Source organism: Deltaproteobacteria bacterium (assembly GCA_005879795.1).
GTDB lineage: Bacteria > Desulfobacterota > Binatia > DP-6 > DP-6 > DP-6.
The window spans coordinates 36958-63305 of sequence record VBKJ01000146.1 but is presented as its reverse complement, the minus strand read 5'-3'; the positions used below and the strand labels follow the sequence as shown (position 1 = coordinate 63305).

The 26348-nt window shown below is 71.4% G+C and carries 28 protein-coding genes; 7 read left to right on the top strand and 21 right to left on the bottom strand.

Annotation, left to right across the window (positions count from 1 at the left end; translation table 11 throughout):
* The first annotated feature begins 335 nt into the window (after positions 1 to 335).
* The 3 genes from E6J59_11740 to E6J59_11730 all read left to right on the top strand — a co-directional run bounded on the left by E6J59_11740 (position 336) and on the right by E6J59_11730 (position 3355).
* On the top strand, positions 336 to 1862 hold the full coding sequence (locus E6J59_11740; GenBank protein ID TMB19531.1) for an FAD-dependent oxidoreductase: 1527 nt from the start codon (positions 336 to 338) through the stop codon (positions 1860 to 1862).
* Positions 1863 to 1929: 67 nt separating this feature from the next.
* Positions 1930 to 3009, top strand: a complete 1080-nt coding sequence (locus E6J59_11735) for a LysM peptidoglycan-binding domain-containing protein (protein TMB19530.1) — start codon at positions 1930 to 1932, stop codon at positions 3007 to 3009.
* Positions 2960 to 3355, top strand: a complete 396-nt coding sequence (locus E6J59_11730; protein ID TMB19529.1) for a YjbQ family protein — start codon at positions 2960 to 2962, stop codon at positions 3353 to 3355. The genes E6J59_11735 and E6J59_11730 overlap by 50 nt, the downstream gene beginning before the upstream one ends.
* A 17-nt stretch (positions 3356 to 3372) precedes the next feature.
* On the opposite strand, the gene E6J59_11725 is transcribed toward E6J59_11730, so the two are convergent.
* The 10 genes from E6J59_11725 to E6J59_11680 form a co-directional block, all read right to left on the bottom strand.
* On the bottom strand, positions 3373 to 3795 hold the full coding sequence (locus E6J59_11725) for a hypothetical protein (protein TMB19528.1): 423 nt from the start codon (positions 3793 to 3795) through the stop codon (positions 3373 to 3375).
* A 337-nt stretch (positions 3796 to 4132) separates the two neighbouring features.
* Entirely contained in the window at positions 4133 to 5362 is a 1230-nt protein-coding gene (locus tag E6J59_11720) for a TCR/Tet family MFS transporter (GenBank protein ID TMB19527.1), read from the bottom strand.
* Between the two features lie 61 nt (positions 5363 to 5423).
* Positions 5424 to 6143, bottom strand: a complete 720-nt coding sequence (locus E6J59_11715) for a hypothetical protein (protein TMB19526.1) — start codon at positions 6141 to 6143, stop codon at positions 5424 to 5426.
* Between the two features lie 153 nt (positions 6144 to 6296).
* Positions 6297 to 7667, bottom strand: coding sequence for a glutamate--cysteine ligase (locus E6J59_11710; protein ID TMB19525.1), 1371 nt, complete (start codon positions 7665 to 7667; stop codon positions 6297 to 6299).
* Positions 7668 to 7818: 151 nt separating this feature from the next.
* Positions 7819 to 8259: a DoxX family protein gene (locus E6J59_11705; protein ID TMB19524.1), complete on the bottom strand. Its 441-nt coding sequence runs from the start codon at positions 8257 to 8259 to the stop codon at positions 7819 to 7821.
* Between the two features lie 35 nt (positions 8260 to 8294).
* Complete coding sequence (locus tag E6J59_11700) at positions 8295 to 9383, bottom strand: Zn-dependent alcohol dehydrogenase (protein TMB19523.1); 1089 nt, start codon at positions 9381 to 9383, stop codon at positions 8295 to 8297.
* Positions 9384 to 9950: 567 nt separating this feature from the next.
* Positions 9951 to 10319 (bottom strand): isoprenylcysteine carboxylmethyltransferase family protein, encoded by a 369-nt coding sequence (locus tag E6J59_11695; GenBank protein ID TMB19522.1) that lies wholly within the window; start codon positions 10317 to 10319, stop codon positions 9951 to 9953.
* 4 nt (positions 10320 to 10323) lie between these two features.
* Positions 10324 to 11706, bottom strand: a complete 1383-nt coding sequence (locus tag E6J59_11690; GenBank protein TMB19521.1) for an EVE domain-containing protein — start codon at positions 11704 to 11706, stop codon at positions 10324 to 10326.
* A 79-nt stretch (positions 11707 to 11785) separates the two neighbouring features.
* Positions 11786 to 11992 (bottom strand): hypothetical protein, encoded by a 207-nt coding sequence (locus E6J59_11685; GenBank protein ID TMB19520.1) that lies wholly within the window; start codon positions 11990 to 11992, stop codon positions 11786 to 11788.
* Between the two features lie 34 nt (positions 11993 to 12026).
* On the bottom strand, positions 12027 to 13355 hold the full coding sequence (locus E6J59_11680) for an HlyC/CorC family transporter (GenBank protein TMB19519.1): 1329 nt from the start codon (positions 13353 to 13355) through the stop codon (positions 12027 to 12029).
* Between the two features lie 135 nt (positions 13356 to 13490).
* Between E6J59_11680 and E6J59_11675 the strand changes: the two genes are divergently transcribed.
* From E6J59_11675 to pyrE, 4 genes are read left to right on the top strand one after another with little or no spacing between them, the layout of a single operon-like run.
* Complete coding sequence (locus tag E6J59_11675) at positions 13491 to 14114, top strand: hypothetical protein (protein ID TMB19518.1); 624 nt, start codon at positions 13491 to 13493, stop codon at positions 14112 to 14114.
* A gap of 10 nt (positions 14115 to 14124) precedes the next feature.
* Positions 14125 to 14469 (top strand): hypothetical protein, encoded by a 345-nt coding sequence (locus E6J59_11670; protein TMB19517.1) that lies wholly within the window; start codon positions 14125 to 14127, stop codon positions 14467 to 14469.
* The gene (locus tag E6J59_11665) at positions 14417 to 14884 is read left to right on the top strand and encodes a hypothetical protein (protein ID TMB19516.1); all 468 of its coding nucleotides are present in this window, start codon (positions 14417 to 14419) and stop codon (positions 14882 to 14884) included. The genes E6J59_11670 and E6J59_11665 overlap by 53 nt, the downstream gene beginning before the upstream one ends.
* On the top strand, positions 14785 to 15471 hold the full coding sequence (gene pyrE, locus E6J59_11660; GenBank protein TMB19515.1) for an orotate phosphoribosyltransferase: 687 nt from the start codon (positions 14785 to 14787) through the stop codon (positions 15469 to 15471). Before E6J59_11665 ends, pyrE begins: the two co-directional genes overlap by 100 nt.
* 4 nt (positions 15472 to 15475) lie before the next feature.
* Here the strand turns inward: pyrE and E6J59_11655 are convergent, their stop codons facing one another.
* The 11 genes from E6J59_11655 to E6J59_11605 all read right to left on the bottom strand — a co-directional run bounded on the left by E6J59_11655 (position 15476) and on the right by E6J59_11605 (position 26325).
* Positions 15476 to 16921, bottom strand: a complete 1446-nt coding sequence (locus tag E6J59_11655) for a hypothetical protein (protein ID TMB19514.1) — start codon at positions 16919 to 16921, stop codon at positions 15476 to 15478.
* Positions 16813 to 18027 carry an acyl-CoA dehydrogenase gene (locus E6J59_11650; protein TMB19513.1) on the bottom strand — a complete coding sequence of 405 codons (1215 nt, stop codon included), beginning with the start codon at positions 18025 to 18027 and terminating at the stop codon, positions 16813 to 16815. Before E6J59_11650 ends, E6J59_11655 begins: the two co-directional genes overlap by 109 nt.
* A 12-nt stretch (positions 18028 to 18039) precedes the next feature.
* The gene (locus tag E6J59_11645; GenBank protein TMB19512.1) at positions 18040 to 19131 is read right to left on the bottom strand and encodes an acyl-CoA dehydrogenase; all 1092 of its coding nucleotides are present in this window, start codon (positions 19129 to 19131) and stop codon (positions 18040 to 18042) included.
* The gene (locus tag E6J59_11640) at positions 19125 to 19784 is read right to left on the bottom strand and encodes a TetR/AcrR family transcriptional regulator (GenBank protein ID TMB19511.1); all 660 of its coding nucleotides are present in this window, start codon (positions 19782 to 19784) and stop codon (positions 19125 to 19127) included. The genes E6J59_11645 and E6J59_11640 overlap by 7 nt, the downstream gene beginning before the upstream one ends.
* A gap of 217 nt (positions 19785 to 20001) precedes the next feature.
* Positions 20002 to 20748, bottom strand: coding sequence for a glucose 1-dehydrogenase (locus E6J59_11635; protein ID TMB19510.1), 747 nt, complete (start codon positions 20746 to 20748; stop codon positions 20002 to 20004).
* 15 nt (positions 20749 to 20763) lie between these two features.
* On the bottom strand, positions 20764 to 21030 hold the full coding sequence (locus E6J59_11630; GenBank protein ID TMB19509.1) for a hypothetical protein: 267 nt from the start codon (positions 21028 to 21030) through the stop codon (positions 20764 to 20766).
* Positions 21027 to 22454, bottom strand: a complete 1428-nt coding sequence (gene atpD, locus E6J59_11625) for a F0F1 ATP synthase subunit beta (GenBank protein TMB19508.1) — start codon at positions 22452 to 22454, stop codon at positions 21027 to 21029. Before atpD ends, E6J59_11630 begins: the two co-directional genes overlap by 4 nt.
* An 8-nt stretch (positions 22455 to 22462) precedes the next feature.
* Positions 22463 to 23317: an ATP synthase F1 subunit gamma gene (gene atpG / locus E6J59_11620; GenBank protein TMB19507.1), complete on the bottom strand. Its 855-nt coding sequence runs from the start codon at positions 23315 to 23317 to the stop codon at positions 22463 to 22465.
* A 9-nt stretch (positions 23318 to 23326) separates the two neighbouring features.
* The gene (locus E6J59_11615; GenBank protein TMB19506.1) at positions 23327 to 24835 is read right to left on the bottom strand and encodes a F0F1 ATP synthase subunit alpha; all 1509 of its coding nucleotides are present in this window, start codon (positions 24833 to 24835) and stop codon (positions 23327 to 23329) included.
* Positions 24836 to 24860: 25 nt separating this feature from the next.
* Complete coding sequence (gene atpH, locus E6J59_11610) at positions 24861 to 26009, bottom strand: ATP synthase F1 subunit delta (GenBank protein ID TMB19552.1); 1149 nt, start codon at positions 26007 to 26009, stop codon at positions 24861 to 24863.
* Positions 25903 to 26325: an ATP synthase F0 subunit B gene (locus E6J59_11605; GenBank protein ID TMB19505.1), complete on the bottom strand. Its 423-nt coding sequence runs from the start codon at positions 26323 to 26325 to the stop codon at positions 25903 to 25905. Before E6J59_11605 ends, atpH begins: the two co-directional genes overlap by 107 nt.
* Between the last annotated feature and the right edge of the window lie 23 nt (positions 26326 to 26348).

Sequence of the window (26348 nt, the reverse complement as noted above, 5' to 3'; positions counted from 1 at the left end):
CAACGGCCGTTGACAGCCTCCGGCCGACCGGCCATGACGGGGCGCGTCCATGGCCCTCCTGACGCAGGCCGAGTTCACGGAGGCGGTGAGCGCGCTCGCCGCGCACTACGGCGTCGAGCGGCTGCGCGAGCGGCTGGCGCGCCTGAACGCCTTCACCTCGCGCCGCGGCCTCAACACGGTGGCGGCGATCGCCGAGCGGCTCCATCTCCTGACCGGCGGTCTCCGGCGCCAGGTGCCGGCGACCTACGCCTTCTCGCAGGTCTGGGGCGAGATGATCGGCGCGCGCCTCGGCGAGGAGGGCGAAAAGCGGCTCGAGGCGCTCGTCGATCAGGTGAATGCCTGCCTGGGCGAGCGCGACGCGATCGTGCCCGGCAAGGAGGCGGACCTCGACCGCGCGCTCGCGGCGTACCGCGAGGCACTCGCTGCGACGACCGGGCCGGAGATCGCCCGCCTCGACATGCTGCTCAAGGCGGTGCCCGACGTGGCCGAGCGCCTCCGGGGAGCCGCGGCAGCCTCGGGCGAGCCCGCGCCCGGCGCCTAGCCCACCCATGGCGCACGCGACCCTCGTCGTGCCCGAGGAGCGAATCCCGGTCGCCGAGGAGGCCGACCTCGTGGTCGTGGGCGGCGGCTCGGCGGGCACGGCGGCGGCCATCACCGCGGCGCGCGCCGGGCTCCGCACCGTGCTGGTCGAGGACTCGCCTTTCCTGGGCGGCATGTCCACGGGCGGCTGCGTCGGGACGTTCTGCGGCTTCTACTACCGCGAGAGGAGCGGCGACCTCGTGCGCCTCGTGGGCGGCTTCCCCGCCGAGGTCGCGGACCGCCTCGCTGCACGCAGCCTCTGCTATGGCCCGGTGCCGTTCAAGACGACGGCGGCGCTCCCCTACGTCCCGTGGGGGCTGAAGACGCTCTACGATCGGATGGCGCGCGCCGAGGGCTCACTGACCGTCTACCTCCACGCCCGCTTCGTGCGCGCGCTCGTGCACGACGGCACCATCGACGCAGTGACCGTCGCCACGCGGAGCGGTCCGGTGGCGATGCAGGCCGCCTACTTCATCGACGCGAGCGGTGACTCCCTGCTCGCCCTGGCCGCGGGCGCGCCCACCGAGAAGGGCGAGACACTCCAGTACCCGTCGATGATGTTCTACATGCAGCGCGTCGACCTCGAGACGGCGCTGCCGCACCTCTTCGAGCTGAGCGACCTCCTCGACAAGCACTTCGACACGGCCGGCCTGCCGCGCCGCTCGGGGAACATCATCCCGACCGGCCGCCCGGGCGAGGTGCTGGTCGCGATGAGCCGGGTCGGGATCGCGGGCCGCCCGCTCGACGCGAGCGACGCGGCCGAGCTGACGCTCGGCGAGATGCTCGGGCGTGAGCAGGCCGAGCGCTGCGCCGACTTCCTGCGCAGCCACATGCCGGGCTTCGAGGCCGCGTTCATCTCGGACACCGCCCCGCGGCTCGGGGTGCGGGAGACACGCCGCCTCCGCGGCCGCTACGCGCTCACCGAGGACGACGTGCTCGGCGGGCGGAAGTTCGAGGACGGTATCTGCCGTGCTGCCTGGCCGGTCGAGCTGCACGTCGCGGGCGGGCTCACCGACTGGCGCTTCCTCGAGGACGGCCTCTGGTACACGGTGCCGTACCGCTGCCTCGTGCCGGTGGGCGTGCGCAACCTGCTCGCCGGCGGCCGCTGTCTCTCCGCGACGCGCGAGGGCTTCGCCTCGGCGCGCGTCATCGGCCCGTGCATGGGCGAGGGGCAGGCGGCCGCGCTCGCGGTCGCGATCGCGCACCCGAGGGCCACGGGGCTCCCCGACGTCGACCTGGCGGAGCTGCGCGCGCGGCTCGCCGCGCTCGGCGTCCCCCTCTGAACCTTGAGTCGCCGCCCCCGGCCCGTTACGCTGGGCGGCTGGTGCCGGAGGGGCAGGGAGGCGGATCATGCGCTCGGTTGTGATTCTGACCACGTTCGTCGCGACGCTGGCGGGGCCGCTCGGCTCCCGTGCCGCGAACTTCGACGAGGACACGTTCGAGCGGAAGTCGATCCCCGCCTACTCGATCCCGACGCCGGCGCGGGGCGGGCAGCCGGCCGAAAGCGTCATCGGCCAGGTCCGCCCCTACCGCATCCGCAAGGGCGACACGCTGATCGATCTCGCCCGCTACTACGACCTCGGCTACAACGAGATCGTCGACGCGAACCCGGCGATCGACCCGTGGGTGCCCCCGGCCGGCGCGACCATCCTGCTCCCCACCCAGTGGGTGCTCCCCTGCTGCACCTACGAGGGCATCGTGGTGAACATCCCCGAGATGCGGCTCTTCTTCTACCACCGCGCGCCGGGGGACCCGCACACCACGATCATCTACACGTACCCCGTCGGCCTTGGCCGCGACGACTGGCGCACGCCGAGCGGGAAGTTCAAGATTCGGGGCAAGACGGTCAACCCGCAGTGGAACATCCCCGAGTCGATCCGGAAGGAGCACATCGCCGAGCGCGGCGACCCGCGCACCTTCATCCCCGGAGGCGCGCCGGACAACCCGCTCGGCAAGTACCGTCTCGAGCTCACCCTGCCGCTCTACGGCATCCACGGGACGGACATCCCGTGGGGAGTCGGAATGCAGGTGAGCCACGGCTGCGTGCGTCTCTATCCGGAGGACATCCAGCGCCTGTTCCCGCTCGTGCCGGTCGGCGCCCCGGGGGAGTTCGTCTACCAGCCGGTCAAGATCGGCGTGCGGGGCGGCGCGGTCTACCTGGAGACGCACCGGGACATCTACGGCTACTCGCCCGCCCTCTACCGCGAGGCGACGTTGGCGATCGCGCGGACGGGGGTCGCCGGCCGCGTCGCCGAGGACCTCCTGCTCGCGGCCCTCGAGGACGAAGGCGGCATGCCGATCCGCATCACGCCCGAGGAGAACCCGCCGGCGCAGGTGCTCCCGATCGCGGCGAGCACGGGTGGCCGGCTCCGAGACAGCGATGCTGACCGAGTTTCGCATACGGACGACCACGAAGCGGGAGATGATTGATCTCACCGCCCGCGTGGCGGCGATCGTCGCCCGGGCCGACACGGCCGAGGGGCTCTGCAGCGTCTACACGCCGCACGCCACGGCGGCGATCGTGATCAACGAGAACGACGACCCCAACGTGTGCGTGGACGTGCTCGACGCGCTCGACCGGCTGATCCCGGCCGGCGTGTGGCGCCACGACAGGGTCGACGGCAACGGCGCCTCGCACATCCAGGCAGCCATCCTCGGGCCGGGCGAAACCATCCCGGTGCGCGCCGGGAAGCTCTGCCTCGGCACCTGGCAGGCGGTGATGCTGGTCGAACTCGACGGCCCACGCGACCGCCGCGTCGTGGTGACCGTCGTTTGAGACCTGCGCCGGGCGGTCTACGCCGTCGCCTTGCGCAGGTCGGCGGGCGCCGCCTCGGGCGTGACCAGCACCGGGGGACGGCGGCCCTGTTGGTTCTTCTCGCGCCAGTCCCTCAGCCCGCGGCGCACGTACTCGGCGTTGATCTCGAGCGTGTCGCAGATGTTCTCGAAGGAGAAGAGCCAGGCGCGGTCCTCGGACGTGACCCACTCGCGCGCCTCTTCGTACATCTGACGGCCGCGGGGATCCCGCGCGTGCGCGTACTTCTGGTAGCAGTCGATGGCGTCCTCGAGGACGGCCAGCATCAGGAGGCGCTCGCGCTCGAGCCCGCCCTCGCGCCGGAAGGCCGCGAAGAACTGCGCAGGCAGGAGGACGTCCGGCTCGAACAGGCCGGCTAGCCGATCATGTCCGGCCGAGAAGCCACGCTTTCCTTTTGCAACCATCTTCCTCCCCCTCCCGCGGGCACCGAGCGCCCCCGACCGGACGGGCGACGTCGGCCCACCACTACCATGCCCCCGAGTTGCAAAAGAACCACCTCCGGCATGAAAAAACCTGCGTAAAGAAGTTAGCGCCTCTTATCCGAGGGCGACGAGAAAGGCAAGGATTTCCTCGGCCACGCCACGGCTCGCCGGGGCGCCGTCCGGGGGGACCGGCTTTCGAGAGGGAGCGGCGGTGAAGCCGACGACCGCCCTCCTCCGTCCGGGACCGGTGCCCGGCGCCACTCACAATTGAATGGGCGAGCAGGCCCAGCACGAGGTTCCGGCGTCGGCTCGAGACTTGCTATACCGATCTGCGGACGCGCATGACCTCCCCTTCCTCCTGGCGGACGGGGCGCACCCGCGTTAGCGAGAGACCGAGGGCAGCCGCGGCGCAGGCCGCGGCGGCGAGGTAGGTGGCCGAGACCTCGAAGCGGTCGAAGATGAGGCCACCGCCCGCCGGCCCGAGCACGCGCGCACCCGCCGACAGCGACTGCGAAACTCCGAGCGCCTCGCCGTGCACTGATTTCTCGACCGTCTTCGAGATGAGGCTCGAGAGCGAGGGGCCGGCGAGGCCCTGCCCCCCCACCACGAGCGCCAGCGCCGCGAGCAGCCCGACCGCCGGCCCCGCGAAGGATATCCAGAGAAACCCCAGGCCCAGCGCGGCGGTGCCCAGGACAACCAGCGCCCGTTCCGGCAGCCGCTGGGCGAGACGGCCCACCAGCCAGCCCTGGACGACGACCGCCACGACACCCATGTAGAGCCAGAGGCCGGCTACCTGTGCCTGGCTGTAGCCGTAGTAGCGGCGGTCGGTCGCCGCGAGAGAGAACGTCCCCTCGAGGATCGCAAAGCCGAGGGTCACGAGGAAGAAGACCGCGAGCAGGGCGGCCGCACCGGGCCGAGCCAGCGCGTCCCGGAGGGAGGCGAGCGACAGTGGATGACGGAAAGGCGCCGGCCGGCGCACAGAGCGCGGCAGCGACTCGGGCAGGCGGTAGACGGCCACCAGCACGTTGGCCAGACAGAGCCCGGCAGCGAAGCCTTCGGGGACCCGCGGTCCGAGGAGCGAGAGCCCGCCGCCCAGCGCCGGCCCGATCACCATCCCGAGCCCGAAGGCCGCGCCGATGAGCCCCATGCCTCGCGCGCGCTCGCCCGGGCCGGTAACGTCGGCGATGTACGCCTGCGCGACCGGGATGCTCGCGCCCGCCACACCGGCGAGCACGCGTGCCAGGAAGAGCACCTCGAGCCGCCACGCGGCGGCGAGCAAAAGATAGCTCATCGCCGACCCCGCCAGGCACAAGAGCAGGACGGGTCGCCGCCCGATGTCGTCCGAAACGCGCCCCCACACCGGCGCGAAGATGAGCTGCATGAGCGAGTACACCGCGATCAGCACGCCGGCGGTGAACGGCGTCGCCTTCATCTGCTCCGCGTAGATGGGGAGGAGCGGGATCACGATCCCGAAGCCCATGAGATCGATGAAGACGGTCAGGAAGAGGACGACGAGGGGCGAGCGGCCGGACGATGCGAGGCGCGACACCGCGCGAGGAAACCGTAAAGGTCCTGGGCAGTCAAGCCGATCGCGCGCGTGCGCCCCCGCGTCAGCTTCGTTCGGCGCCGAACCGGCGCAGGCGGCGGATGATCTCGCCCGCCTCGCGCAAGAGCGCCGCGCGGAGCCGCGGCGCCGTCGTCTCGAGGTAGCAGTCGCGCAGCGCGCGCAGGTTGCGCGCGAGCTCGCGAAGCCGCGCGCCGGGCCGCCCGGCGCGTGCGGCGCCGAGCGCCTCCGCCTCGCCCACCCGCTGCTCGATCACCCGCAGCGCCAGGTCGAGCGTCCGCCCGTCGCCGCCGCCCGCGGCCGCGCGCGGACGGATCGGAGCCGGCGTGCGGAATCCCCGCCGGCGAAGGACGCCCACCACGACGCCCACGATGCGCACGCGCTCCGCGGCGACCACGAGCGGCAGCATCTCGACGTTGGCGGGCTCGAGGCGAAGCCGCTCGTCCCTTTCCCCGCCGAGGCGCTTCACGGTGACGCCACCCTCGGCCTCCGCTATCACCGTCTGCCCGACCTCGGCCGTCTTGCGCGGCGCGATGATCAGGTAGTCGCCGTCGCGGATGCCCTCGTCGATCATCGAGGAGCCGCGCGCGCGGAGCACGAAGACCTTGCGCCCGCCCCAGAGCGCCGCGGGCAGCTCGAGGGCGCCTTCGACCGGGAAGGCGCGGAGGGGCATGCCCGCCGCCACGGTGCCGAGGAAGGGGATCGTCACCGCCGGCGCCAGCTCGAGCTCGACCGCCGCCCATCCAGCCTTCGCCGCCGCCCGCATGATTCCCCTCTTTCCCGGCACGTTCTCGTAGGCGAATAAATGGCGAAAGTCAACCCGTGAGGCCCTTCGGCCCGGCCAGCAGCGCCAGCGAGTCCCACGATCGCGGCCCCGCCTGGCTCCGAGGCCCTGCGACCCCGGCGCATTTGCCCGGCGTCAGCCCCTGTATTCCGCGAACTCGATCAGCCGCTCCACCCGGCGGTCCCATACACCGCTCCACTTCTCGGCGATGACCCGGGCCGGGGAACGGCCGATCGCGAGCTGCTCGCCCATCCGCTCGAGGTAGACGCGCTCGTCGCGCCCGGCACGGTCGAGGGCCTGCTGGCGGCGGAGCCCCTCCTCGCCGATCGCGTAGAGCTCGCGGGCGAGCTCGATCACCTTGACACCCTTGAAGCGCGCGAGCAGCGCCTCGCGGTGGACGTCGCGCCAGAGCTCGAGGCGCTCCGCGAAGGTCCAGCGCTTGACCAGGTCCCAGGCGGCCTCGAGGCAGTCCTGGGTGTAGAACACGCCCTTCACCAGCGCGGGCAGCGCGAGCATGCGCTCGGGCGGCTGGCTGTCGGCGGAGCGCACCTCGATGTAGCCCTTGAGCCGCACCTCGGGGAAGAGCGTGGTCAGGTGCAGGTTCCAGTCGTCGAGGGTCGCGCGCTCCCCGGCTGCGCCCTCGGTCAGGAAGCGGCGGAACGGGATGCCGGTCACCTCGGTCCGGTAGCGGCCGCCGCGCAGGATGAAATAGAGGGGCACGGCGAGCGCCCACTCGACGTAGTCGGCGAAGCTCGCGCCCTCCCGGAAGACGAAGGGCAGGAGCCCGCAGCGCGCGGGATCGGTCTCGGTCCAGATGTGGCCCCGGAAGCTCATGTAGCCGTTCAAGCGGCCATCGGAGATCGAGGAGTTGGCGAACATGGCGTTCACGAGCGGCGCGATCCCCATGCCGACGCGCAGCTTCAGCATCGCGTCCCGCTCGTCGCCATAGTCGATGTTGGCCTGCACCGTGGCCGTCTGCTTCATCATGCGCTGGCCGAGCGTGCCCACGTGCGTCATGTACGGGCCCATGATGCGGTAGCGCTGCTTCGGCACCCACTCGATCTCGTCGGGCGGGCTCATCGGCTGCATGCCGAGACCGAGGAACGCGATGCCGAGCTCGCTCCCGACGCTCACCACCTCGCGCACGTGGGTGGCGAGCTCCTCCTGCGTGCAGTGGATGGTCGGGCACTGCTCGCCCGAGAGCTCGAGCTGCGCCCCCGGCTCGAGAGTGATCGACGCGCCCTCGCGCACGAGGGCGACCACGCGCCCGTCCTCCTCCTTGGGCTCCCAGCCGTAGCGCTCGGCGAGCCCGCGCAGCACGGCCTCGATGCCGTGCGGGCCGGAGAAGGGTGCCGCCCTACCGGTGGCGCGCTCGACCGCGACCTTCTCGTACTCGGTGCCGATCCTCCAGCGCTCGCGCGGCTTGCCCGCGCCGTGGAACTGCTCGACGAGCTGGTCGACCGACTCGATCGGGACCGCCTGTGCGCTGGCGTGGAAGTCGGTCATCGGGGCCGGCGTAACGTTTAGCCAGGCGCTACCGCTGTCGCAAGGTAAGTCACGGGCGCGCCGCTCGCCGATCAGCCAGGTCGATGCCCCGCGCCGCGGGACACGCCACCCGCGAACGTCGCGGCGGCAAGGCCGCTCGCGACGCGCGCTCTCACCCGGCGTCCAGGTCGGTCCGCTTCCCACCCCGGAGCGCGTCGATCGAGACCGGTCCCGCGCCGGTCAGCATGAGCGACGCGGCCATCGCGAGATAGCCCAGGTTGCACTCGAAGCCGTGACCCTTTCCCGGCACGTTGAACCAGTTCAGGAAGAAGCCGTTCTGGATGTGCACCAGGAAGATTGCGCCGGTCATGACGGCCGCGATCCCGAAGGCGGCGAGGCGTGTGAGACAACCGAAGAAGACGCCCAGGCCGCCGAAGAACTCGGCCGCGATCACGAGCATCGCCATGGGTGCCGGCATGCCCTGCTTGGTGAAGGCCTCGACCGTGCCGCTGAACCCCGCGCCACCCCACCAGCCGAGCATCTTCTGCGCCCCGTGCGCGAAGAAGATCACCCCCAGCGCGAGCCGGATGACGAACGGTCCCAGGCGTGCCATGCGAGCCTCCTCCGCCGTCCGGGGGAACGGCGCCGTCAGAACGTGATCACGCCGCGCGCCACCTCCCCCTTCTCCATCGCGGTGAACGCGTCGCTCACCTGGGCGATCTTGTAGCGGCGGGTGATGAGCTCGTCGAGTTTGAGCTTCCCGGCGCGGTAGAGGTCGATCAGGCGCGGGACGTCGCGCGCCATGTTGGCCGAGCCGTAGAGCGAGCCGACCAGGGACTTCTCGGCGAGCGGGAGTAGCATCCCGGGGACCGAGACCGTCGCGGTCGCCGGCGGCACGCCCACCACGATCGCCTTCCCGCCACGGCGCACGGCCATGAAAGCCTGCGTCACCACCTCGGGGCGGCCGATCACCTCGAAGGCGTAGTCGGCGCCGCGCATCCCGGTCAGATCGAGGATTGCGTTCACCGCGTCCGTCGACCCGGCGTTCACGGCATGTGTCGCGCCGAACTGCCTGGCGAACGCGAGCTTCCGCTCGTTCAGATCGATGGCGATGATCGGGTTCGCACCCGCCAGCACCGCGCCCTGAATGACGTTCAGGCCCACGCCGCCCGCGCCGAAGACGGCGACCGACTGCCCCGGCTGCACGCGTGCCGTGTTGATGACCGCGCCGACGCCGGTCATCACGCCGCAGCCGATCAGGCAGGCGCGGTCGAGCGGCACGTCCGCGTCGATCGGGATGCAGGCGGTTTCCGCCACGACGGTGAACTCCGCCATCGATCCGATGCCCGCGAACTGGCTGATGCTGGTGCCGTTGCGGCGGAAGACCTCGGCGCCGAGCGCCTTCACGTAGCCCATCTCGCACAGGTAGGCGTTGCCCGAGTTGCAGTACCAGCAGGAGCCGCAGAACGGCACCCAGTTGAGGACCACGTGGTCCTTCGGCTTGACGCGCTGGACGCCGGCCCCGACCGCCTCGACGACGCCCGCGCCCTCGTGGCCGAGCACGCAGGGGAGCGGCATGGGCAGGTCGCCGGTGATGGCGTGCAGGTCGCTGTGGCACACGCCGCTGGCGCCGAGGCGGACGAGCACCTCGCCGTCGCGCGGGTCGCGGACGGCCAGCGGCTCGACCGAGAGCGGCTCGCGGACCGCGTTCAGGACGGCGGCCTGGGCGGTCGGCATGGGGCACCTCCTCCTGGGGTGGCGAACAATTACGGCGGCAGCGCCCTCCGGGGCAAGGGGTCCTGCGGTGCAGCGCCGAACGGGAGCGTCAGTCGATCGACGCTCGCCTGCCCGGGCAGGTGCCACGCGGCCCGCGTCATGGCCGCGCCCCGGCTGGATTTCGGGACCCGAGGCATCGGCCCCGGGGGCCGGCACGGAACCTGCTCCTGAGCATGGCACCGGACGGGATGGGTACGAGTCGATCGCCGGGCTGTGGCGTGGTGGGTGTGGTTGGGCGGTGGACGTGGCTGGATGGGACGCGATGACCGTGAACCCCCTGGGAGGGTGGCGGCGCCGCCGGCGCCGCCACCCCTTCCCGACTCCGTAGCCGGCCCCGGAAGCCTGTCCGAGCACCCCTCCGGCTGCGGCGAATGACCGGGCGGCTGCGAGCGGCCTGCTCGCACCCCACTCGAGCGGCGGTGCTTGTTAACCTCCTCGCTCGGCGCTGCGCTTGCCGCTGTCGCTCGAGGTAGTTCGTTCCGCGCTCGGAGAGCGTCGGCACGACCGTGGCCGCCTCGCGGTCGCCGGTTACTCGGACAGGCTGCCGCGCCTGAGCGTCGGCATCCAGCGCGGTACGCGCCGCAGGTACTCGGCGTAGGCCGCCCCGAAGCGCGCCTGGAGGCGCGGCTCCTCGACCCGCACCACCCAGAGGTGTGCGCCCACGCCGGCCGCGAGCGCGACGAGCGCGAGGCCCCACGAGGCGGCCGCCAGCGCGGCGCCCCCGAGCGCGAGCACGAGCCCGGCGTAGAGCGGGTTGCGGGTGCGGAGATACGGCCCTGCCAGGACGAACGCGGGCCGCGGGCCGCGCCGCGGCCGGCCGCGGCCGGCGAGCAGAAGCCCGCTGCGCGCCGCGAGCGCGAGGCCGATGACGCCGGTCACGATTCCCGCGGCACGCACCTAGCTAGCGCCGCGCCATCTCCATGATGGCCGCCCACTGCTCGGCCGACACCGGCATCACCGAGAGGCGCGGCAGCCGCAGGAGGTCGAAGCCGGCGAGCCTGCGGTTCGCGCGCATCTCGCCGAGTGCGACCGGACGCGCGAGGGGCTTGACCGGCTGGAGGTCGACCATCAGGAGCCGCGTGTCCTTCTGCTTCGGGTCGGGGTACGCGCCGCGCACGACCTTCGCGATGCCGACCACGGCCCTCTCCTCGCCGGTGTGGTAGACGAGCACCTCGTCGCCGGTCGCGACGGCCGCCAGGTGCTTCAGGGCGAGCGCGTTCTTCACCCCGTCCCAGACGGTGCGCCGGTCGCGCTCGATCTCGCGCTCGAGGTAGAAGATCTCGACTTTCTCCGCCGCCCCGCCCTTGCGCACGAACTTGTGGCCGCGGAGCACGGTGTCGAGCACGCCGAGATCGGGGCGGCCGGGCAGGTCGCTCACCCCGCGGATCTCGGTGGTGGCGAAGACGGTGTCGCCCGCGAACGCCGGCGCCGTGTGCCGCCCGGTCGCGTAGCGGACGTCGGCCAGCGCGTTGTCGGCGACGTCGGGCGAGGAGAGCCCGAGGCAGAGAGAGAAAGGGATGCCCCCGTAGACGATCAGCTGCCCGCCCAGGAAGCGCTCGGGATCCTGGTCGATCATCCACTGATTGCAGTGCACCTGCGAGGTGTTGTCGAGCATCCCCGTGAGCGCAATGTGCTCGGTGGTGATCACGCGCCCGCGCGAGTGCTCGAACACGTCGCTCGCCTGGAAGTCTTCGAGATAGGTGTCGTCGCCGGTGAGATGCGCGAGCGCGCGGTAGTCGCGGCGCGGGTCGTAGGGCGGGAGCGTGAGCGCGACGGGGATGTCGCGCGCCGGCGCTTCGCCCTCGGCGACGGGCGTCTCGGGGTCGCCCTTCCACACCTGCACCTTGCGCTGGTAGGCGAGGACGACCTCGCCATCCTGGTTGCGCCCGACGGTCTGCACGTGCACCACGCCGCGGTCGCGCTCGCGCGACGACGCCTTCACGCCGAGGACGGTCGACGTCGCCTCGATCGTGTCACCGACGCAGACCGGCGCGCCGAAGCGCATGTCGATGTACTCGAGGTTCGCGCGCCCGTTCTCGGAGACGTCCTCCACGCTCTGGCTGAAGACGACGTTCATCACCAGGCCGGGTGGCGCGACCAGGCCGCGGAACCCGTACGCCTCGGCGTAGCGCCGGTTCTTGGCGAGGGCGTTGGTGGTGAAGCAGAAGTCCGTGAAGACGGCGAAGAGGCCCTCGGTGATCGTCTTGCCGCGCTTGTGGCGGAAGACCTGCCCGGGGCGGAAGTCCTCCAGGAAGTTGCCGTGCTTGGTGGGTCGCTTGGCCACGGGGCCGTCCCTTTAGCGGGCTGCGCGCGCCGCCGTCAACCGCCGCCGCGCGCTCAGACCTTCAGCAGGTTGCGCGCGATCACCGCGCGCTGCACCCCGAGGGGCACGTGTCGAGCACGCCGAGCCGGAGCCCGCCCAGCTCGCGCGGCACCTCGAGGTTCATGAGCCCGAGCTCCCACGCCTTGCGCGCCACGTCCCCGGGGAAGCGCTGCTCCTCGTCGCAGCGGGCCGCCACCGGAATGATGTCCGCGGCGGCGAAGCGGCGCGCGGTTTGCTCGAGCCGCACCTGCTCGGGCGTGAGTCGAACGCCAGCACCGTCATCAACCGCGGGCGGCCGTCTCCGCCCGGACGCCCGGCCGGCGTGCGGCCAGCACCTTGGTCACTCGCCTCCCCTTCACCTCGGCGACGGAGAGGTCATACCCCTCGACGGCCACCCTGTCGCCGGGGCGCGGCATCCGCCCCACCTGCGCCGTCACGAAGCCGCCGAGGGTGCTCACGTCGGCGGTCTCTGCGAGCTTGACGCCGAGCCGCTCGGCGACGTCGTCCACCAGCATGAGGCCGTCGAAGACGAGGCCCTGCGGCGTCTCCTCGACGTTCGGCGGCTCGCGGTCGAACTCGTCCTGGATCTCGCCCACGATCTCCTCGATCACGTCCTCGAGGGTCACCAGCCCCGAGGTGCCGCCATACTCGTCCACCACGATCGCCATGTGCGTGCGCCGCTGCTGGAAGTCCTTCTGGAGCGCGTCGAGCGGTCGCGTCTCGGGGACGAAGAGGATCTCGCGCTTGAGCGCCGCCAGGTCCTCCGAGGAGCGGAGCTGGTCGCGGCGGTTGAAGAGGTCCTTCACGTGCACCATGGCGATCACGTGGTCGATGTCGGTCGCGGCGAGAGGATAGCGCGTGGCAGCGGTCTGGGTGACGACGGCGAGGTTCTCCTCGAGGCTCCGGGCGAGCGAGAGGTACGCGATATCGGCCCGCGGCACCATCACGTGGCGCGCCGTGCGCTCGGTGTAGTCGATGACGTTCTCGAGGAGCTCGCGCTTCGCGCCCGAGAGCACCCCCACGCGGTGCGACTCGGCGAGCAGGATGCGGAGCTCTTCCTCGGAATGCGCGAGGTCGCCGCTCGTCTCGGCGGTCATGCCGAGAAGCGCGAGGGTGCCCCTCGACGCCCGGTGGAGCAACCAGAGGGCAGGCGCGAAGAGGAGCTGGAAGAGACGCATCGGGGGCGCCACCCAGAGGGCCACGCGCTCCGTGAACCGGATGGCGAACGACTTCGGCGCCAGCTCGCCGAGCACGATGTGCAGGACCGTGATGGTCGCGAAGGCGACCGCGATCGACGTGTTCTCGATGACGCGCTCCGACTCGATTCCGAGCGCGGCGAAGAGGGGGACGAGGAGGTGCGCGAAGGCCGGCTCGCCGATCCAGCCGAGTCCCAGGCTCGAGAGCGTGATCCCGAGCTGGGTGGCCGAGAGGAAGACGTCGAGGCGCCGCTGGAGCGCGGCCACGAGGCGCGCCTGCCAGTGGCCCTCCGCGGCGAGCGTCGCCACCCGCGTCGCCCGCACCCGCACCATGGCGAACTCCGCGGCGACGAAGAAAGCGTTCACCACGACGAGCGCCAGGGCGAGCGCGACGAGCAGGGGGTCGGAGACCATCCGCGGCGGGCCCGAACCCGCACCGGGATGCTAGAGGAACGGCGCCCGGGGAGGCAAGCGCCGCTGCATGACACTCCGGCCGGGCGCGTGTATGCTGCTCGAGGGCAGGCGGAGAACGCCGCCGGAGGAGGTTGCATGCGACGTGGCGTGGCTGTGGGGATGGGATGCGCGCTGCTGCTCGCCGGGGTGGCGGCGCACGCGCGCGGCGAGCGCGAGCTCACCAACGACGAGCTGCGGGCCGAGATGGCGAAGAACCGGACCCTGGCGGCGTACGTGGCCCGCAACGGCGAGCCGGACGTCGCGGAGTCGCACTTCCTTGCCGACGAGCCGCCGTGGGACGATCACGAGGTGACTCTCTACTACCTCGACGCGCGCAAGGAGATCGGCTTCGCGCGCGCCTGGATCCTGGGCAACCCGGAGATCGATATCCGGCGCTACGAGCGGCCGCTCACGGACGAGCAGGTGGCGACGCTCGCGAGCCGCGTGAAGGCGCGTGCCAAGCAGGCGCCAGCGGCGCCCGCTGCGGGTGCCCCGCCCGGTGATCCTCCCGCCGTGCCAGCCCCCCCCGGGACGACCTCCGGCGCCGAGCAGACGGCCGGCCTCGGTCCCGACGAGCGCGCCGAGCGGGCGGCTGGGCGCGCCGAGGACGCCGCGGGGCGCCTCGAAACGGCCGCCGACTCGGCCGAGCACGCGGCCGAGCGCGCGGAGGCAGTCGCCGCGAAGGCGGAGAGCGAGTTTCACCGCGGAGTGCGGAAATAGCGCGCGACCAATGCGGGCGCTGCGCTGGGACGGAGTCCGGCTGGCGCTCGCGCTCGGTCTCCCCGATCCAGAACCCGCCTCGGGCGAGGCGCTCGTCCGCGTCCACCTCGGCGGCATCAGCCGCGCCGATCAACGAGGTGACCATCCTGGGCTCACGCCGGGGGGCGCTTTCCGCCCGCTGGCCGCCCGCCGCGTGTCGGTTGCAGCGCTCATCGACGCGGTGTATCCGCTCGGCGACGCGGTCGCGGCCTTCACCCATGCCGCGACACCCGGAACGCTCGATCGTGGACGCCCAGGGACAAATGGCGATCGCCGTCTCGTCGCTGCCCGACGCAGCCCCGCTCAGCACGCCTGAGCGTGCGCTGGCGCGCTGGCTCCGTCTCTTCGCCGTACTGTTCGCGCTCGGCGCGCTCGGCTTCCTCCTCCGTCCGGATGACATCGTGCGGGACCTCGACTGGGTGGGCTCGCTGCTCGGGCTCCCGACGCTACCGCCGAGCCGAGCTCCGGTCGCGTCCGACTTCTGGCTCGCGCTCGCCGTAGCCAACATGGCGACCATCACCGCGTCCGCGTGGCTCGCCGCCGGCGACGTGCGCCGCCGGCGAGCCCTGGTCTACCCGGTCGTCGTCTCGAAGCTGGCGTCGTCGGCCACGGGGCTCCTCCTCTTCGTGCAATGGACACGTGCGTTCCCGCTGCTGACGATCGCGCTCGTGGACTTGCCGATCGCGATCGTTCTGCTGCGGGCGCTCCGGCGCGCCCGGCCTGCCGCGTGACGGCGTACGAGGAAGAGCTCCTCCGCCTGCTCGTCCGGCTCTCGTACTTCCGCGAGCCCGGGAAGCAGTTCCGGCTCGCGTCGGGACGGATGAGCGACTACTACATCGAGTGCTCGCTGACCACGACCAACCCTGCGGCGATCCCGCTCATCGGCGCGCTGGTGCACGCGCGGGTCCCGGCCGAAGCCGTCGCGATCGGCGGTCCGACCATGGGTGCCGACCCCATCGCCGCGGCGGTCGCCTTCCACAGCGCCGGCACCGGCCACCCGGTGGCGTGGTTTTCGGTACGGAAAGCCGCCAAGGAGCACGGCGCGGCGCGTTGGCTCGAAGGCTCGGCCAAGCCGGGCGACACCGTCGTGGTGGTCGAAGACGTGATCACTAGCGGCGCCTCGCTGATCGAGGCGGTCCGCAAGTGCCGCGAGGAAGGGCTCCGCGTCCGCCGCGCCATCGTGCTCGTCGATCGTGAGGAGGACGGCGGGTGCGCGCGGGCGGAGAAGGCCCTCGCCGAGGTGGGCGGGGACTTCGAGGCGCTCTTCACCCGCGGCCAGCTCGAGCGGGCGTGGCAAGCGGCGCGTCGGTGCAGTTAGCTGGCTAACTAGCCTGGTGTGCCATGGCGAGGAGCCCGGCTCCCGCCTGGACGCAAACCAGCGGCCGCAGCGGAAGGACCCGGAGCGCACTCTCGCTCTCGACCTCGCCACCGATCACGGCGAGGCGGTCGCGCAGCGCGTCGGCGAGCCGCCGCTCTCCAACCATCTCTGCCAGCCGGTACACCTCGCCCAGGTACAGCATGTGGTGGAACGCCCGGCAGGTCGTCGCGTCGAGCGCCTCGGCGCGGGTGGCCTCGCGGGTGTACGCCGGATCCTGGGCGTGGGCTCGCTCGGCGGCCAGGCGCTTCGGCGTCTTCTCGAGGTAGTCGGCGACAGAGCGGGTGAGACGGTGTGCGGGCGCGCGTCCGCGAAGCGCGCCGAACGCCCGCTCGCACTCCGCGTGCAGGGCCTCGGCGCGGCCGAGACCGGCGAGGAGCGCGTCCCGGCGGCACATGCCTGCCGCCCTCGTGTCCTCGAGCCCCGGCGCCGTGTAGTACGGCAGCTCGCAGACGAGCGAGAAGGCGTCGCAGACTCGCCGGAGCCAATCGTCGGAGCTGGTGCCCGCCTCGATCAGCGGGGCGGGATCTTCCCCGAGCGTGCGCGCCATGAACTCGTACGTCTCGTCGATGCCGAAGAGGGCGTAGACGGCGGGCGCGAGCGTGCGGAGGTAGGGCACCTCGGGCTCGCCGCGATGGAGGGGCAGGCCCTGGTGCGCAACCAGGCGGTGGAGCGCGGCGAACAGCGCCGGCCGCTCGTGCGAGACGTAGAAGTAGACCCCGCAGAAGCCCGCGTTGTGGAGCGAGTAGAAGAAGTGCGGGCGCACTCGCTCCATGACGCGCATCACGGCCGCCGTCTCGGGCGACGGGGTCGTGAAGCGGAGCGTCTTGTATTCGATCGGGAAGCTCCACTCGACCTGCTCCCGGTGTGGCGGGCGGTAGTAGTTGAGGGTGTAGCGCAGCGGAGAGAATCCCCCCTTGAACCAGCCCTCGTTCAGCACGAGCCCGTCGGGATCGGCGACCGTGATGGCGTACACGGTTGCGTCGAGGCGTGCGCGGAGCTCCGGGTCTTCGCACAGGAGCCGGCAGAGGAACTCGAGCGTGAGCGTGCCGATCGGCTCGTTCGGGTGCGGCACGCCGAGGAAGAGGGCGGCCTTCCCGCCGTGGCCGACCGTGAGCAGCTCGATCGGCCGGCCCTCTGCCGAGGCGCCGACGGTCTCCAGGCGCGCGATCCCGGGGAACTCGGCGACCAACCGGCGCGAGCTCTCCCGCAGTTCCTCGAGGGTCAGGAACTCTCGACGGTCCGGCACCCGGGCGAGGAGCGCCGCGAGATCGAGCGGGTCTTCTACGACAGCTCCTTCGAGGAGTAGCCGAGGATGCGCCGCGCGACGATCAGCTGGTTGATCTGCTGCGTGCCCTCGAAGATGTCGTTGATCTTGGCGTCCCGCATCCACTTCTCGAGGAGGAGCTGGCGCGAGTAGCCGAGCGGGCCCAGCATCTCGACCGCCTTCTGCGTGATCTGGGTCACGACGAGGCCGGCCTTCGCCTTGGCCATCGAGGCCTCGAGGTTGTTGCGCAGGCCGTTGTCCATCATCCAGGCGGCGCGCCAGGTGAGGAGCCGGGCTGCCTCGAGCTGGGCCTCCATCTCCATCACGTCGCGCTCGAGGGCGGTCAGCTTGTGGGGGGCGAGGCCGTAGCGGATCGCGATGCCGCGCTCCTCGAGCGTGTCCTTGACGAAGTCGAGCGCGGCCCGGCCGACGCCGATGGCGCTCGCCGCGACGATCGGGCGAGTGGCGTCGAAGGTGGCCATCACGCCCTTGAAGCCCTCGCTCGTCTTCGGGACCTCGGGGCTGCCGAGGATGTTGTCGAGCGGCACGCGGCAGTCCTCGAAGACGAGCGTCGCCGTGTCCGAAGCCCGGATGCCGAGCTTGTTCTCGACCTTGGTGACGTACATGCCGGGCGTGCCCGCCTCGACCACGAACGCCTTGATGCCGGCCCGGCCGGCCGAGCGGTCGAGCGTCGCCCACACCACCACGAAACCTTCCGACTTCTCGGCCGCCATGAGACCGCTGGTGCAGAAGATCTTGGTCCCGTTCAGGACCCAGTGGTCGCCGTCGCGCACGGCGGTGGTCTGGATGGCCGAGCTGTCCGAGCCGCATCCCGGCTCGGTGATCGCCATCGCGGCCCACTTGGGTTTACCGCCCTTGAAGCGCGAGAGGAAGCGCTCCTTCTGCTCCGGGGTGCCGGCAGCGGCCACCGCGGCGCCGCCGAGGCCGGTATTGGGAATCGAGAGATAGAGCCCCGCGTCGCCCCAGGACAGCTCCTCGATCGCCACGCACATGGCGAGGTTCCGTTCGCTCCGCTCCTCCCGGGGCTTTTTCTCGGCGCCCGCGACCGGGTTCCCGCTCGACACCTGCCACATCATGTTGAGGAAGTCCCAGGGCTTCTCGTGCTCGCACTCGTCGTACTCGCGCGCGATGGGGCGCATCGCCTGCTCGGCGACCGCGTGCACCATCTGTCGCTGGATCTGGACGCCTTCGGACAGCTCGAAGTCGATCATGGGCGCTCCTCCTCAGACGATGGCGAGGCCATCGAAGGTGGCGAACCCGCGCGCGTTGCGGAGCCAGAGCTCCACCGGATGCTCGCGGATGTAGCCGTGGCCGCCGAGGACCTGTACGGCGTTGTCGGTGATGTTCAAGGCCGACTGGCTGGCGTACTGCTTCACGAGGACGGCCTCGCGCGTGGCCGGCTGGCCGGAGTCGAGCTTCCATGCTGCCTCCCAGGTGAGAAGGCGCATGGAGTCGATCTCGATCGCCATGTCGGCCAGCTTGAACGCGATCGCCTGCTTCTGCGCGATCGCCACGCCAAAGGCGCGCCGCTCCTTGGCGTAGTCGCGGGCGTAGTCGAAGGCCGCCCGGGCGATCCCCACCGCGAGCGCGGCGACAGCGATGCGGCTCGCGTCGACGAGCGGCTGGAGGTTCGCCCCCTCGCCACCCAGGCGGGCTCGGACCGGCACGCGCACGCCTTCGAGCGTCACGGGGAACGTGTCGAGCGCCTTGATGCCCATGTTCTTCTCGCGCTCGCGGACGGTGAGACCCGGCGTGCCGCGTTCGACGATGAAGGCCGCGAGCCCCTCGGGCGCGGCCGCATAGACGAGGATCCCCTCGGCGCGCGCGGCGAGCGGCACCAGACACTTCTCGCCGGTGAGCACGTAGTCGCCGCCCTGCCGTTCGGCGCGGGTGGCCAGTGACGTCGCATCGAAGTCCCAGCGCGGCTCGACGAAGGCCGCCGTCCCGACCGTGAACTCGTGGCCCGCGAAACGCGGCAGCCAGCGCCCGCACTGCTCCTCGGTGCCTGCCACGAGAAGCGGGATGGTGAGGAGACGGGGGGCGAGGAGATGAAGGGTGAGAGCCAGGTCACCGTACGCGAGCTCCTCCAAGAGGAGGGCGCTGGTGACCGCCGAGCGGGCATCCCCGTAGCCACCGAACGCCTCCGGAATCGCGCTCTGCACCAGCCCGAGCTCCCAGCCGCGCTGGACGATGGTTTCCGGGACCGCGTTCTTCTCGTCGGCCTCCCGCGCCGCGGGTCGGAGGACCTCGCGCGCGAAGCCTGCCATGGTCTGACGGATGAGCTCCTGCTCGTCCGTCGGCTTGAAGTTCACCATGCCCGCTTGCCTCCCGAGACTGCGACGCCCGTGCCCGAGCTCCCGGTGGCGAGCCATGCGCTGAGCTGCTCGACGAGCGTGTCGAGGACCCGCCGGAGATCGATCTCCTCCGGATCCTGGTAGTGCTGAACCTCCGCCCCGATGATGCCCCCCATGATGACGGCTGCCGCTGCCTCGGGCGCCACATCAGCGCGCAGCGTGCCCTTCTGCTGCCCGCGCAGGATGACGGTGGCCAGGAAGCCCCGCATGCGGCGCAGGATGTCGCGGAACTCCCCCGACAGGCGCGGATTCGTGTCGAGCGCCTCGATCATGAGCGTGATGATGAAGCGCCGGTGGTTGGAGACCGTGGCGTGGAAGAAGCAGGCGTCGACGACCTCGCGCAGCCGCGTGAGCGCGTCGGGCGTCGGCGTCACCTTCTCGAGGACGTGCTGCTCGAAGCCGCCGATGCGGTCCTTCACGGTCTCGAAGAGGAGCTCTTCCTTGTCGCGGAAGTGGTAGTAGACGGCGCCCTTGGTGACGCCGGCATCGCGCGCGATGCGAGCGATGGTGGTGCCCTGGTAGCCGAGGCGCGCGAAGCAATCGATCGCGGCGGCCATGAGCTGCTTGCGCGACGGCTCGGGTCTCTCGGACCGCGATTTGCGGCCGCGCGACATACTGAACGTTCAGTATCTTCTCTGACGCACCCTGTCAACAGGTGTAGAAAAACTTGTGGACAGACGCTGGAAGCCTCGCTGGGCTAGCTAGGAGGCCGGCGGCATCGCGCCCGTGCCGGCGCCCGGCGAGGTCGCCCGCCACCCGACCTGGAGCGGGAGGAGGGGAGGAGCTCACCCGCCTGGGAGCGGCGCAAGGGGCCTGTTTCGTAGGCCGCGTTCACATCCACGCGCCGCCGTCGACGCGCAGCACCTTGCCCGTGATCCACGCGGCGTCGTCGGAGGCGAGGAAGACGGCGGCCCGCCCGATGTCGGCCGGCGCGCCCGCGCGGCCGAGCGGGATGGTCTGGAGCACCGCGTCCCCGTGGAAGCGGATCAGGCGCTCGCCCATCTCCGAACGTACCAGGCCCGGCGCGATGACGTTCACCCGCACCCCGGCGCTCGCGACCTCCTTGGCGAGCACCTTGGCGAGGGCGTTCACCCCGGCCTTGGCGACGTGATAGGGCGCGCCGCCCGCTTGGGCCGCGTCGGCGCCGATCGAGGAGATGAAGAGGAAGACACCCTTCCGCGCGACGACGTGCGGGATCGCCGCGCGCGCCGTCCAGAAGGCGCCGTCGAGGTCCGTCGTGAGCACGCGGCGCCACTCGGCCGGATCGGTCTTCGCGATCGTCGCCACTCGCGCCGCGACTCCGGAGTTCGCGACCGCGACGTCGAGCCCACCCAGGAACGCAACCGCCTGGGCCACCATGGCCTCGACCGCCTGCCCCTCGCCAACGTCGGCCTGGACCACCACCGCTCGCCGCCCGAGGGCGCGCACCTCGGCCGCGGTGGCCTCCGCGGCTTCGCGGTCACGCCGATAGTTGATCGCCAGGTCCGCGCCCTCGCGCGCGAACTCGAGCACGATGCCGCGTCCGATGCCCCGGCCGCCGCCGGTCACGAGCGCGGTCCTGCCCTCGAGCTTACCCACGTTCGACGCCGAACCCTAGCCTTCAGCCTCGCCCGATTCGGCCAGCACCGTCATCACGTTGTCGCGCACCTCCGCGAAGCCGCCGCCGAGGCGCAGTCGTACCACGCCGGCGTCGGCGCGATACGAGAGCTCGCCGGGCTCGAGCGCGGTCATCAGCGCCGCGTGGTCGGGAAGGACGCCGATCTGCCCCCAGGTGCCCGCGGCGGTGACCTCACGCACCTCGGCGTCCACGAGCTCGCGCTCGGGTGTGCGGACACGCAGGCGAAGGTGATCCGCGCTCATGCCGCCATCCTCCGGGCCTTCTCGATCGCGTCATCGATGCTCCCCACCATGTAGAAGGCCTGCTCGGGGAGATCGTCGTGCGTGCCTTCGACGATCTCGCGGAAGCCGCGGATCGTCTCCGGGAGCGGAACGTAGACGCCCTTGTAGCCGGTGAACTGCTCGGCCACGTGGAAGGGCTGGGAGAGGAACTTCTGGATCTTGCGCGCGCGGGCGACGGCGAGCTTGTCGTCCTCGGAGAGCTCGTCCATACCCAGGATGGCGATGATGTCCTGAAGGTCCTTGTAGCGCTGCAGGACCGCCTGCACCTGGCGCGCGACCCGGTAGTGCTCCTCGCCCACGACGGCGGGGCTGAGGATGCGCGAGGTCGAGTCGAGCGGATCCACGGCGGGGTAGATGCCGAGCTCGGCGATCTGCCGCGAGAGCACGGTCGTCGCGTCGAGGTGCGCGAACGTCGTCGCCGGTGCCGGGTCGGTCAGGTCGTCGGCGGGGACGTAGATCGCCTGCACCGAGGTGATCGAGCCCTTCTTGGTGGTCGTGATCCGCTCCTGGAGCTCGCCGATGTCCGTGCCGAGGGTCGGCTGGTAGCCGACCGCGGAGGGCATGCGGCCCAAGAGCGCCGAGACCTCGGAGTTGGCCTGCACGAAGCGGAAGATGTTGTCGATGAAGAGGATGACGTCCTTGCCTTCCTCGTCGCGGAAGTACTCGGCCACGGTGAGCGCCGAGAGGCCGACCCGGGCGCGCGCGCCGGGCGGCTCGTTCATCTGCCCGTAGACCAGGGCGGCGCGCGAGATGACGGGGTTGCCGTCGGAGAGCTTCGACTCCTGCATCTCGAGCCACAGGTCGTTGCCCTCGCGGGTGCGCTCGCCGACGCCGCCGAACACCGACACGCCGCCGTGCTGCTTGGCGACGTTGTTGATCAGCTCCAGGATGATGACCGTCTTGCCGACGCCGGCGCCGCCGAAGAGCCCGATCTTCCCGCCCCGCTGGTAGGGGGCGAGGAGGTCCACGACCTTGATGCCGGTCTCGAAGGCCTGCACCTGGGTCTCCTGCTCGGTGAAGGCCGGGGTGTCGCGATGGATGGGGTAGCGCCTGCTGGCCGCGATCGGACCGCGCTCGTCGACCGGCTCGCCGACCACGTTCATGATGCGCCCGAGGGTCGCCTCGCCGACCGGCACCTTGATGAGCTCGCCCGTGTCGCGCACCTCCTGGCCGCGTGTGAGGCCCTCGGTCGAGTCCATGGCGATGGTGCGGACGGTCTTCTCGCCGAGATGCTGCGCGACCTCGACCACCAGGTTCCATGGCCGGTCGTCGATGGCGGGGTTCGTGATCTGGAGGGCGTTGTAGATCGCCGGGAGGTCGCCGTCCGGGAACTCCACGTCGACGGCGGGGCCGATCACCTGCGTGATGCGTCCGATGCTGGGCATGAGCGGAGCTATCCTTTCAGCGCCTCGGCGCCGGAGACGATCTCCATCAGCTCCTTCGTGATGGTCGCCTGGCGGGCGCGGTTCATGGAGAGCGTCAGCCGATCGATCATCTCGCCGGCGTTCCGGGTCGCGTTCTCCATCGCCGTCATGCGTGCACCGTGCTCGCTCGCGATGGCCTCGAGGAGGGCCTGGGTGACGAGCACCTCGATGTAGCGCGGCAGGAGATGCGCGAGCAGCTCTGGGCGCTTCGGCTCGAAGATGTAGTCGGCGACCGGGGCATCCGTGGACGGCGCCGCCACGGGCAGCACCGGAGCGGCGCTCGGCAGCTGGGAGAGCGCCGAGCGGAAGCGCGTATAGACGAGGTAGACGGCGTCTGTCTCCTGAGCGACGAAGCGACGGGTCACCTCTCCGGCCAGCTCCGCGGCCATGGCCGTGGGGGCCGTGGTGAGGATGCCCTGACGGTGCGCCACCACCCGCGCCGAGCGCCGGCGGTAGTACTCGAGGCCCTTCCGTCCCACCACGACGACGGCCGTCTCCGCCCCGCCATGCTGCCGCACGAACCCTCCCGCGAAGCGAAGCAGGTTCGCGTTGTAGCCACCGCAGAGGCCGCGGTCGCTGGTCAGCACGAGCAGGTCGATCCGCTGCTCGGGTCGGCGGGCGAGGAGCGGATGCGCCTCCGGCTCCACCCCCGCGGCCACCGCCGCGAACATCTCGGTCAGCTTGGCGGCGTAGGGGCGGGCGCGCTCTGCGGCCTCCTGGGCACGCCGGAGCTTGGCGGCTGCCACCATCTTCATGGCCCTGGTTATCTGCTGGGTCGAGCGGACCGTGGCGATCCGCTTGCGGAGAGCCTTGAGGCTCGGCATCCGGCGGCGCTAGGCCTTGAAGAGCGTCCCAAAGTCGCTGAGGGCGGCGTCGATCTTCGCCTTCACGTCGTCGGCCAGCTCCTTCCTGTCGCGGAGCAGCGCGAGCACCGCCCCGTGCTTCGCCTCGAGGAAGGCGTAGAGCTCGCTCTCGTAACGCTGGATGGCGGCGACGGGGAGCGCGTCCAGGTAGGCGTTGGTAGCGGCGTAGATGATCACGATCTGCTTCTCGACGGGCAGGGGGACGAACTGCCCCTGCTTCATCACCTCGACGAGACGCTGGCCGCGATCCAGCTGCCGTTTCGTCGCCGCGTCGAGGTCGGAGCCGAACTGAGCGAAGGCCGCCATCTCGCGGTACTGCGCCAGCTCGAGACGGAGCGGCGCCGCGACCTTCTTCATCGCCTTCACCTGCGCGTTGCCGCCCACGCGCGACACCGAGATGCCGACATTCACCGCCGGCCGCACGCCCGAGTAGAAGAGGTCCGACTCGAGGAAGATCTGTCCGTCCGTGATCGAGATGACGTTGGTCGGGATGTAGGCCGAGACGTCGCCGGCCTGGGTCTCGATCACCGGGAGCGCGGTGAGCGAGCCGCCGCCCTTCTCGTCGCTCATTTTGGCAGCCCGCTCGAGAAGGCGCGAGTGGAGGTAGAAGACGTCGCCGGGGTACGCCTCGCGGCCCGGCGGCCGGCGGAGCAGGAGGGAGAGCTGGCGGTACGCGGTCGCGTGCTTGGAGAGGTCGTCGTAGATGAGGAGCGCGTGGCGCCCGCTCTCCCGGAAGTACTCGCCCATGCTGCAGCCGCTGTAGGGCGCGATGAACTGGAGCGGCGCGGGATCCGAGGCAGACGCCACCACAACGGTCGTGTAGTCCATCGCGCCTTCGCGCGTGAGCTTGTCCACCACCTGCGCCACCGTCGAGCGCTTCTGACCGATGGCGACGTAGAAGCACATCACGTCCCCGCCGCGCTGGTTGATGATGGTGTCGAGCGCGATGGCGGTCTTGCCGGTCTGGCGATCGCCGATGATGAGCTCGCGCTGGCCGCGACCGATGGGAATCATCGCGTCGATCGCCTTGATGCCAGTCTGAAGCGGCTCCTTCACCGGTTGGCGGACGACGATGCCGGGCGCCTTCAGCTCGATGCGTCGGGTGGCGGTCGTCTTGACCGCTCCCTTGCCGTCGATGGGCTGGCCGAGGGCGTTGACGACGCGCCCGAGCAGCGCCTCGCCCACCGGGACCTCGGCGATGCGACCGGTGCGCCGGACCTCGTCGCCTTCCTTGATCTCCTCCTGCCCGCCCAGGACGGCGGTGCCGACGTTGTCCTCCTCGAGGTTCAGCACGATACCGTAGATGCCGTGCGGGAACTCGATCAGCTCGCCCGCCGCCGCCCGGTCGAGGCCATAGATGCGGGCGATGCCGTCGCCGCAGGAAAGCACCACGCCCGTCTCACGCACCTCGAGCTGCTTCTCGTACTCCTTGATCTGCTCGCGGATGATGTCGCTGATCTCCGCCGCGCGGATCTGCATCGCTGTGTTCCCCCCGGGCCGGCGGCTAGCCGCCGCCCACGGCCATCTCCTTCGTCAGGCGAGCGAGCTGGGTCCTCAGGCTCCCATCGTAGACCGTCCCGCCGATGTCGAGCACCACACCCCCGAGCAGCTCTGGGTCGAGATTGGTGGCGGCAAGGATATCTCGCCGGCCCGTCAGGCGGCGCGCGAGCTCGATGAGCTCGGTTCGCTCGCCGGCGCTGAGCGGCGTCGCCGAGCGGATCGCGATGCGCACGCGCCCGAGCTCGTCGTCGAGCAGGGCCTCGAACCAGCGCGCGAGGTCCGGGAGGATCGCCAGCCGGTCCCGCTCCGCGAGCAGCCCGATCAGGTTGCGGACCATCGGCGAGAGCCCGAGCGCGTCCGCGACCCCCGTGGCGGTCCGCAGCCGCGCTCGGGCGTCGATCGCGGGGCTCAGCACGACGGGGCCTAGCCGCGGCTCGTCGAAAGTGGCGGCCGCCCGATTGAGCTCCTCGCCCATCGCCTCGAGCGCCCCCACCTCGCGGGCGAGGGTGAGCAACGCGCGCGCGTAGCGCTTGGCGAGGCGGCCCGTCACGCCGGCGCTCCGACGCCGGCGACGAACTCGCGCACGAACCGCTGCTGATCCTCGGGCCGGATCGCCCGGCGGACGAGCGCCGTAGCCTGCCGCACCGCCTCCTCGATCACCTCGGAACGCAGCGCCGCCCGGGCCAGGGCGAACTCGTGCGCGGCCAGCAGGCGGGCATCGGTGCGAATACGCTCCGCGGCCGCACGCCCGAGCGTGCGGAGCGCCTCGCACTGCTGCTCCGCGGTGGCCCTCAGGTCCGCCCGGAGCTGGGCGCGCAGCGCCGGCAGGTTCTCGACGTCCCGCGCGATCGCGGCGCGCAGCGCCTCCGCCTCGGCGCGGGCCCGAGCCCCCGCCTGCAGCGCCGCGCGCAGGCGCGCCGTACGGGCGCGGAAGTACTCGACCGCGGGACCGCGCCCGACGCGCGCGATAACCGCGACGAAGATGACGAAGTTGAGGGCCGGCCAGAGGAGCTGGCCGACCGCCGCCTGATGCGCCGCGTGCTCGTTCATGCGGTGCGCCCCAGGATCTTCTCGGCCACGACGCGGGCGATCTCGCTCGCGGAGTCGCGCAGCCCGAGGCGAGCGCGCTCCACCTCCTCGTCGACCTGCACACGGACGTCGGTGAGCGTCCGCTGCGCGTCCGCACGCGCCTCGGTGATCAGCCGCTGTTGCTCCGCCTCCGCCTGGCGCACCATCTCCTGCATCTCCCGCTGCGCCTCGATCTTCGCCTGGTCGAGCGCCGCCGCATGCTCGGCCCGCAGGCGCTCGGCCTCCGCCTGGATCGCACGGGCCTCCTTCACGGCCCCCTCCGAGCGAGCCGTGCGCTCGCGGATGAGGCGCAAGGCGGGGTCGAACCACAGGCGCTTGAGGACGAGCCAGAGCACCACGAAGATCGCGATCTGAACCAGGAGCGTATGGTCGATACTCATCGCGCGGTCCGGCTACGACCCGC

Excerpts from the sequence above, each read along its gene's own strand:
- E6J59_11740 (TMB19531.1), top strand. The coding sequence starts at position 336 with ATGCCTGCCTGGGCGAGCGCGACGCGATCGTGCCCGGCAAGGAGGCGG.
- E6J59_11735 (TMB19530.1), top strand. The coding sequence starts at position 1,930 with ATGCGCTCGGTTGTGATTCTGACCACGTTCGTCGCGACGCTGGCGGGG.
- E6J59_11730 (TMB19529.1), top strand. The coding sequence starts at position 2,960 with ATGCTGACCGAGTTTCGCATACGGACGACCACGAAGCGGGAGATGATT.
- E6J59_11725 (TMB19528.1), bottom strand. The coding sequence starts at position 3,795 with ATGGTTGCAAAAGGAAAGCGTGGCTTCTCGGCCGGACATGATCGGCTA.
- E6J59_11715 (TMB19526.1), bottom strand. The coding sequence starts at position 6,143 with ATGCGGGCGGCGGCGAAGGCTGGATGGGCGGCGGTCGAGCTCGAGCTG.
- E6J59_11710 (TMB19525.1), bottom strand. The coding sequence starts at position 7,667 with ATGACCGACTTCCACGCCAGCGCACAGGCGGTCCCGATCGAGTCGGTC.
- E6J59_11705 (TMB19524.1), bottom strand. The coding sequence starts at position 8,259 with ATGGCACGCCTGGGACCGTTCGTCATCCGGCTCGCGCTGGGGGTGATC.
- E6J59_11700 (TMB19523.1), bottom strand. The coding sequence starts at position 9,383 with ATGCCGACCGCCCAGGCCGCCGTCCTGAACGCGGTCCGCGAGCCGCTC.
- E6J59_11680 (TMB19519.1), bottom strand. The coding sequence starts at position 13,355 with ATGGTCTCCGACCCCCTGCTCGTCGCGCTCGCCCTGGCGCTCGTCGTG.
- E6J59_11675 (TMB19518.1), top strand. The coding sequence starts at position 13,491 with ATGCGACGTGGCGTGGCTGTGGGGATGGGATGCGCGCTGCTGCTCGCC.
- E6J59_11670 (TMB19517.1), top strand. The coding sequence starts at position 14,125 with ATGCGGGCGCTGCGCTGGGACGGAGTCCGGCTGGCGCTCGCGCTCGGT.
- E6J59_11665 (TMB19516.1), top strand. The coding sequence starts at position 14,417 with ATGGCGATCGCCGTCTCGTCGCTGCCCGACGCAGCCCCGCTCAGCACG.
- pyrE (TMB19515.1), top strand. The coding sequence starts at position 14,785 with ATGGACACGTGCGTTCCCGCTGCTGACGATCGCGCTCGTGGACTTGCC.
- E6J59_11650 (TMB19513.1), bottom strand. The coding sequence starts at position 18,027 with ATGATCGACTTCGAGCTGTCCGAAGGCGTCCAGATCCAGCGACAGATG.
- E6J59_11645 (TMB19512.1), bottom strand. The coding sequence starts at position 19,131 with ATGGTGAACTTCAAGCCGACGGACGAGCAGGAGCTCATCCGTCAGACC.
- E6J59_11640 (TMB19511.1), bottom strand. The coding sequence starts at position 19,784 with ATGTCGCGCGGCCGCAAATCGCGGTCCGAGAGACCCGAGCCGTCGCGC.
- E6J59_11630 (TMB19509.1), bottom strand. The coding sequence starts at position 21,030 with ATGAGCGCGGATCACCTTCGCCTGCGTGTCCGCACACCCGAGCGCGAG.
- atpD (TMB19508.1), bottom strand. The coding sequence starts at position 22,454 with ATGCCCAGCATCGGACGCATCACGCAGGTGATCGGCCCCGCCGTCGAC.
- atpG (TMB19507.1), bottom strand. The coding sequence starts at position 23,317 with ATGCCGAGCCTCAAGGCTCTCCGCAAGCGGATCGCCACGGTCCGCTCG.
- E6J59_11615 (TMB19506.1), bottom strand. The coding sequence starts at position 24,835 with ATGCAGATCCGCGCGGCGGAGATCAGCGACATCATCCGCGAGCAGATC.
- E6J59_11605 (TMB19505.1), bottom strand. The coding sequence starts at position 26,325 with ATGAGTATCGACCATACGCTCCTGGTTCAGATCGCGATCTTCGTGGTG.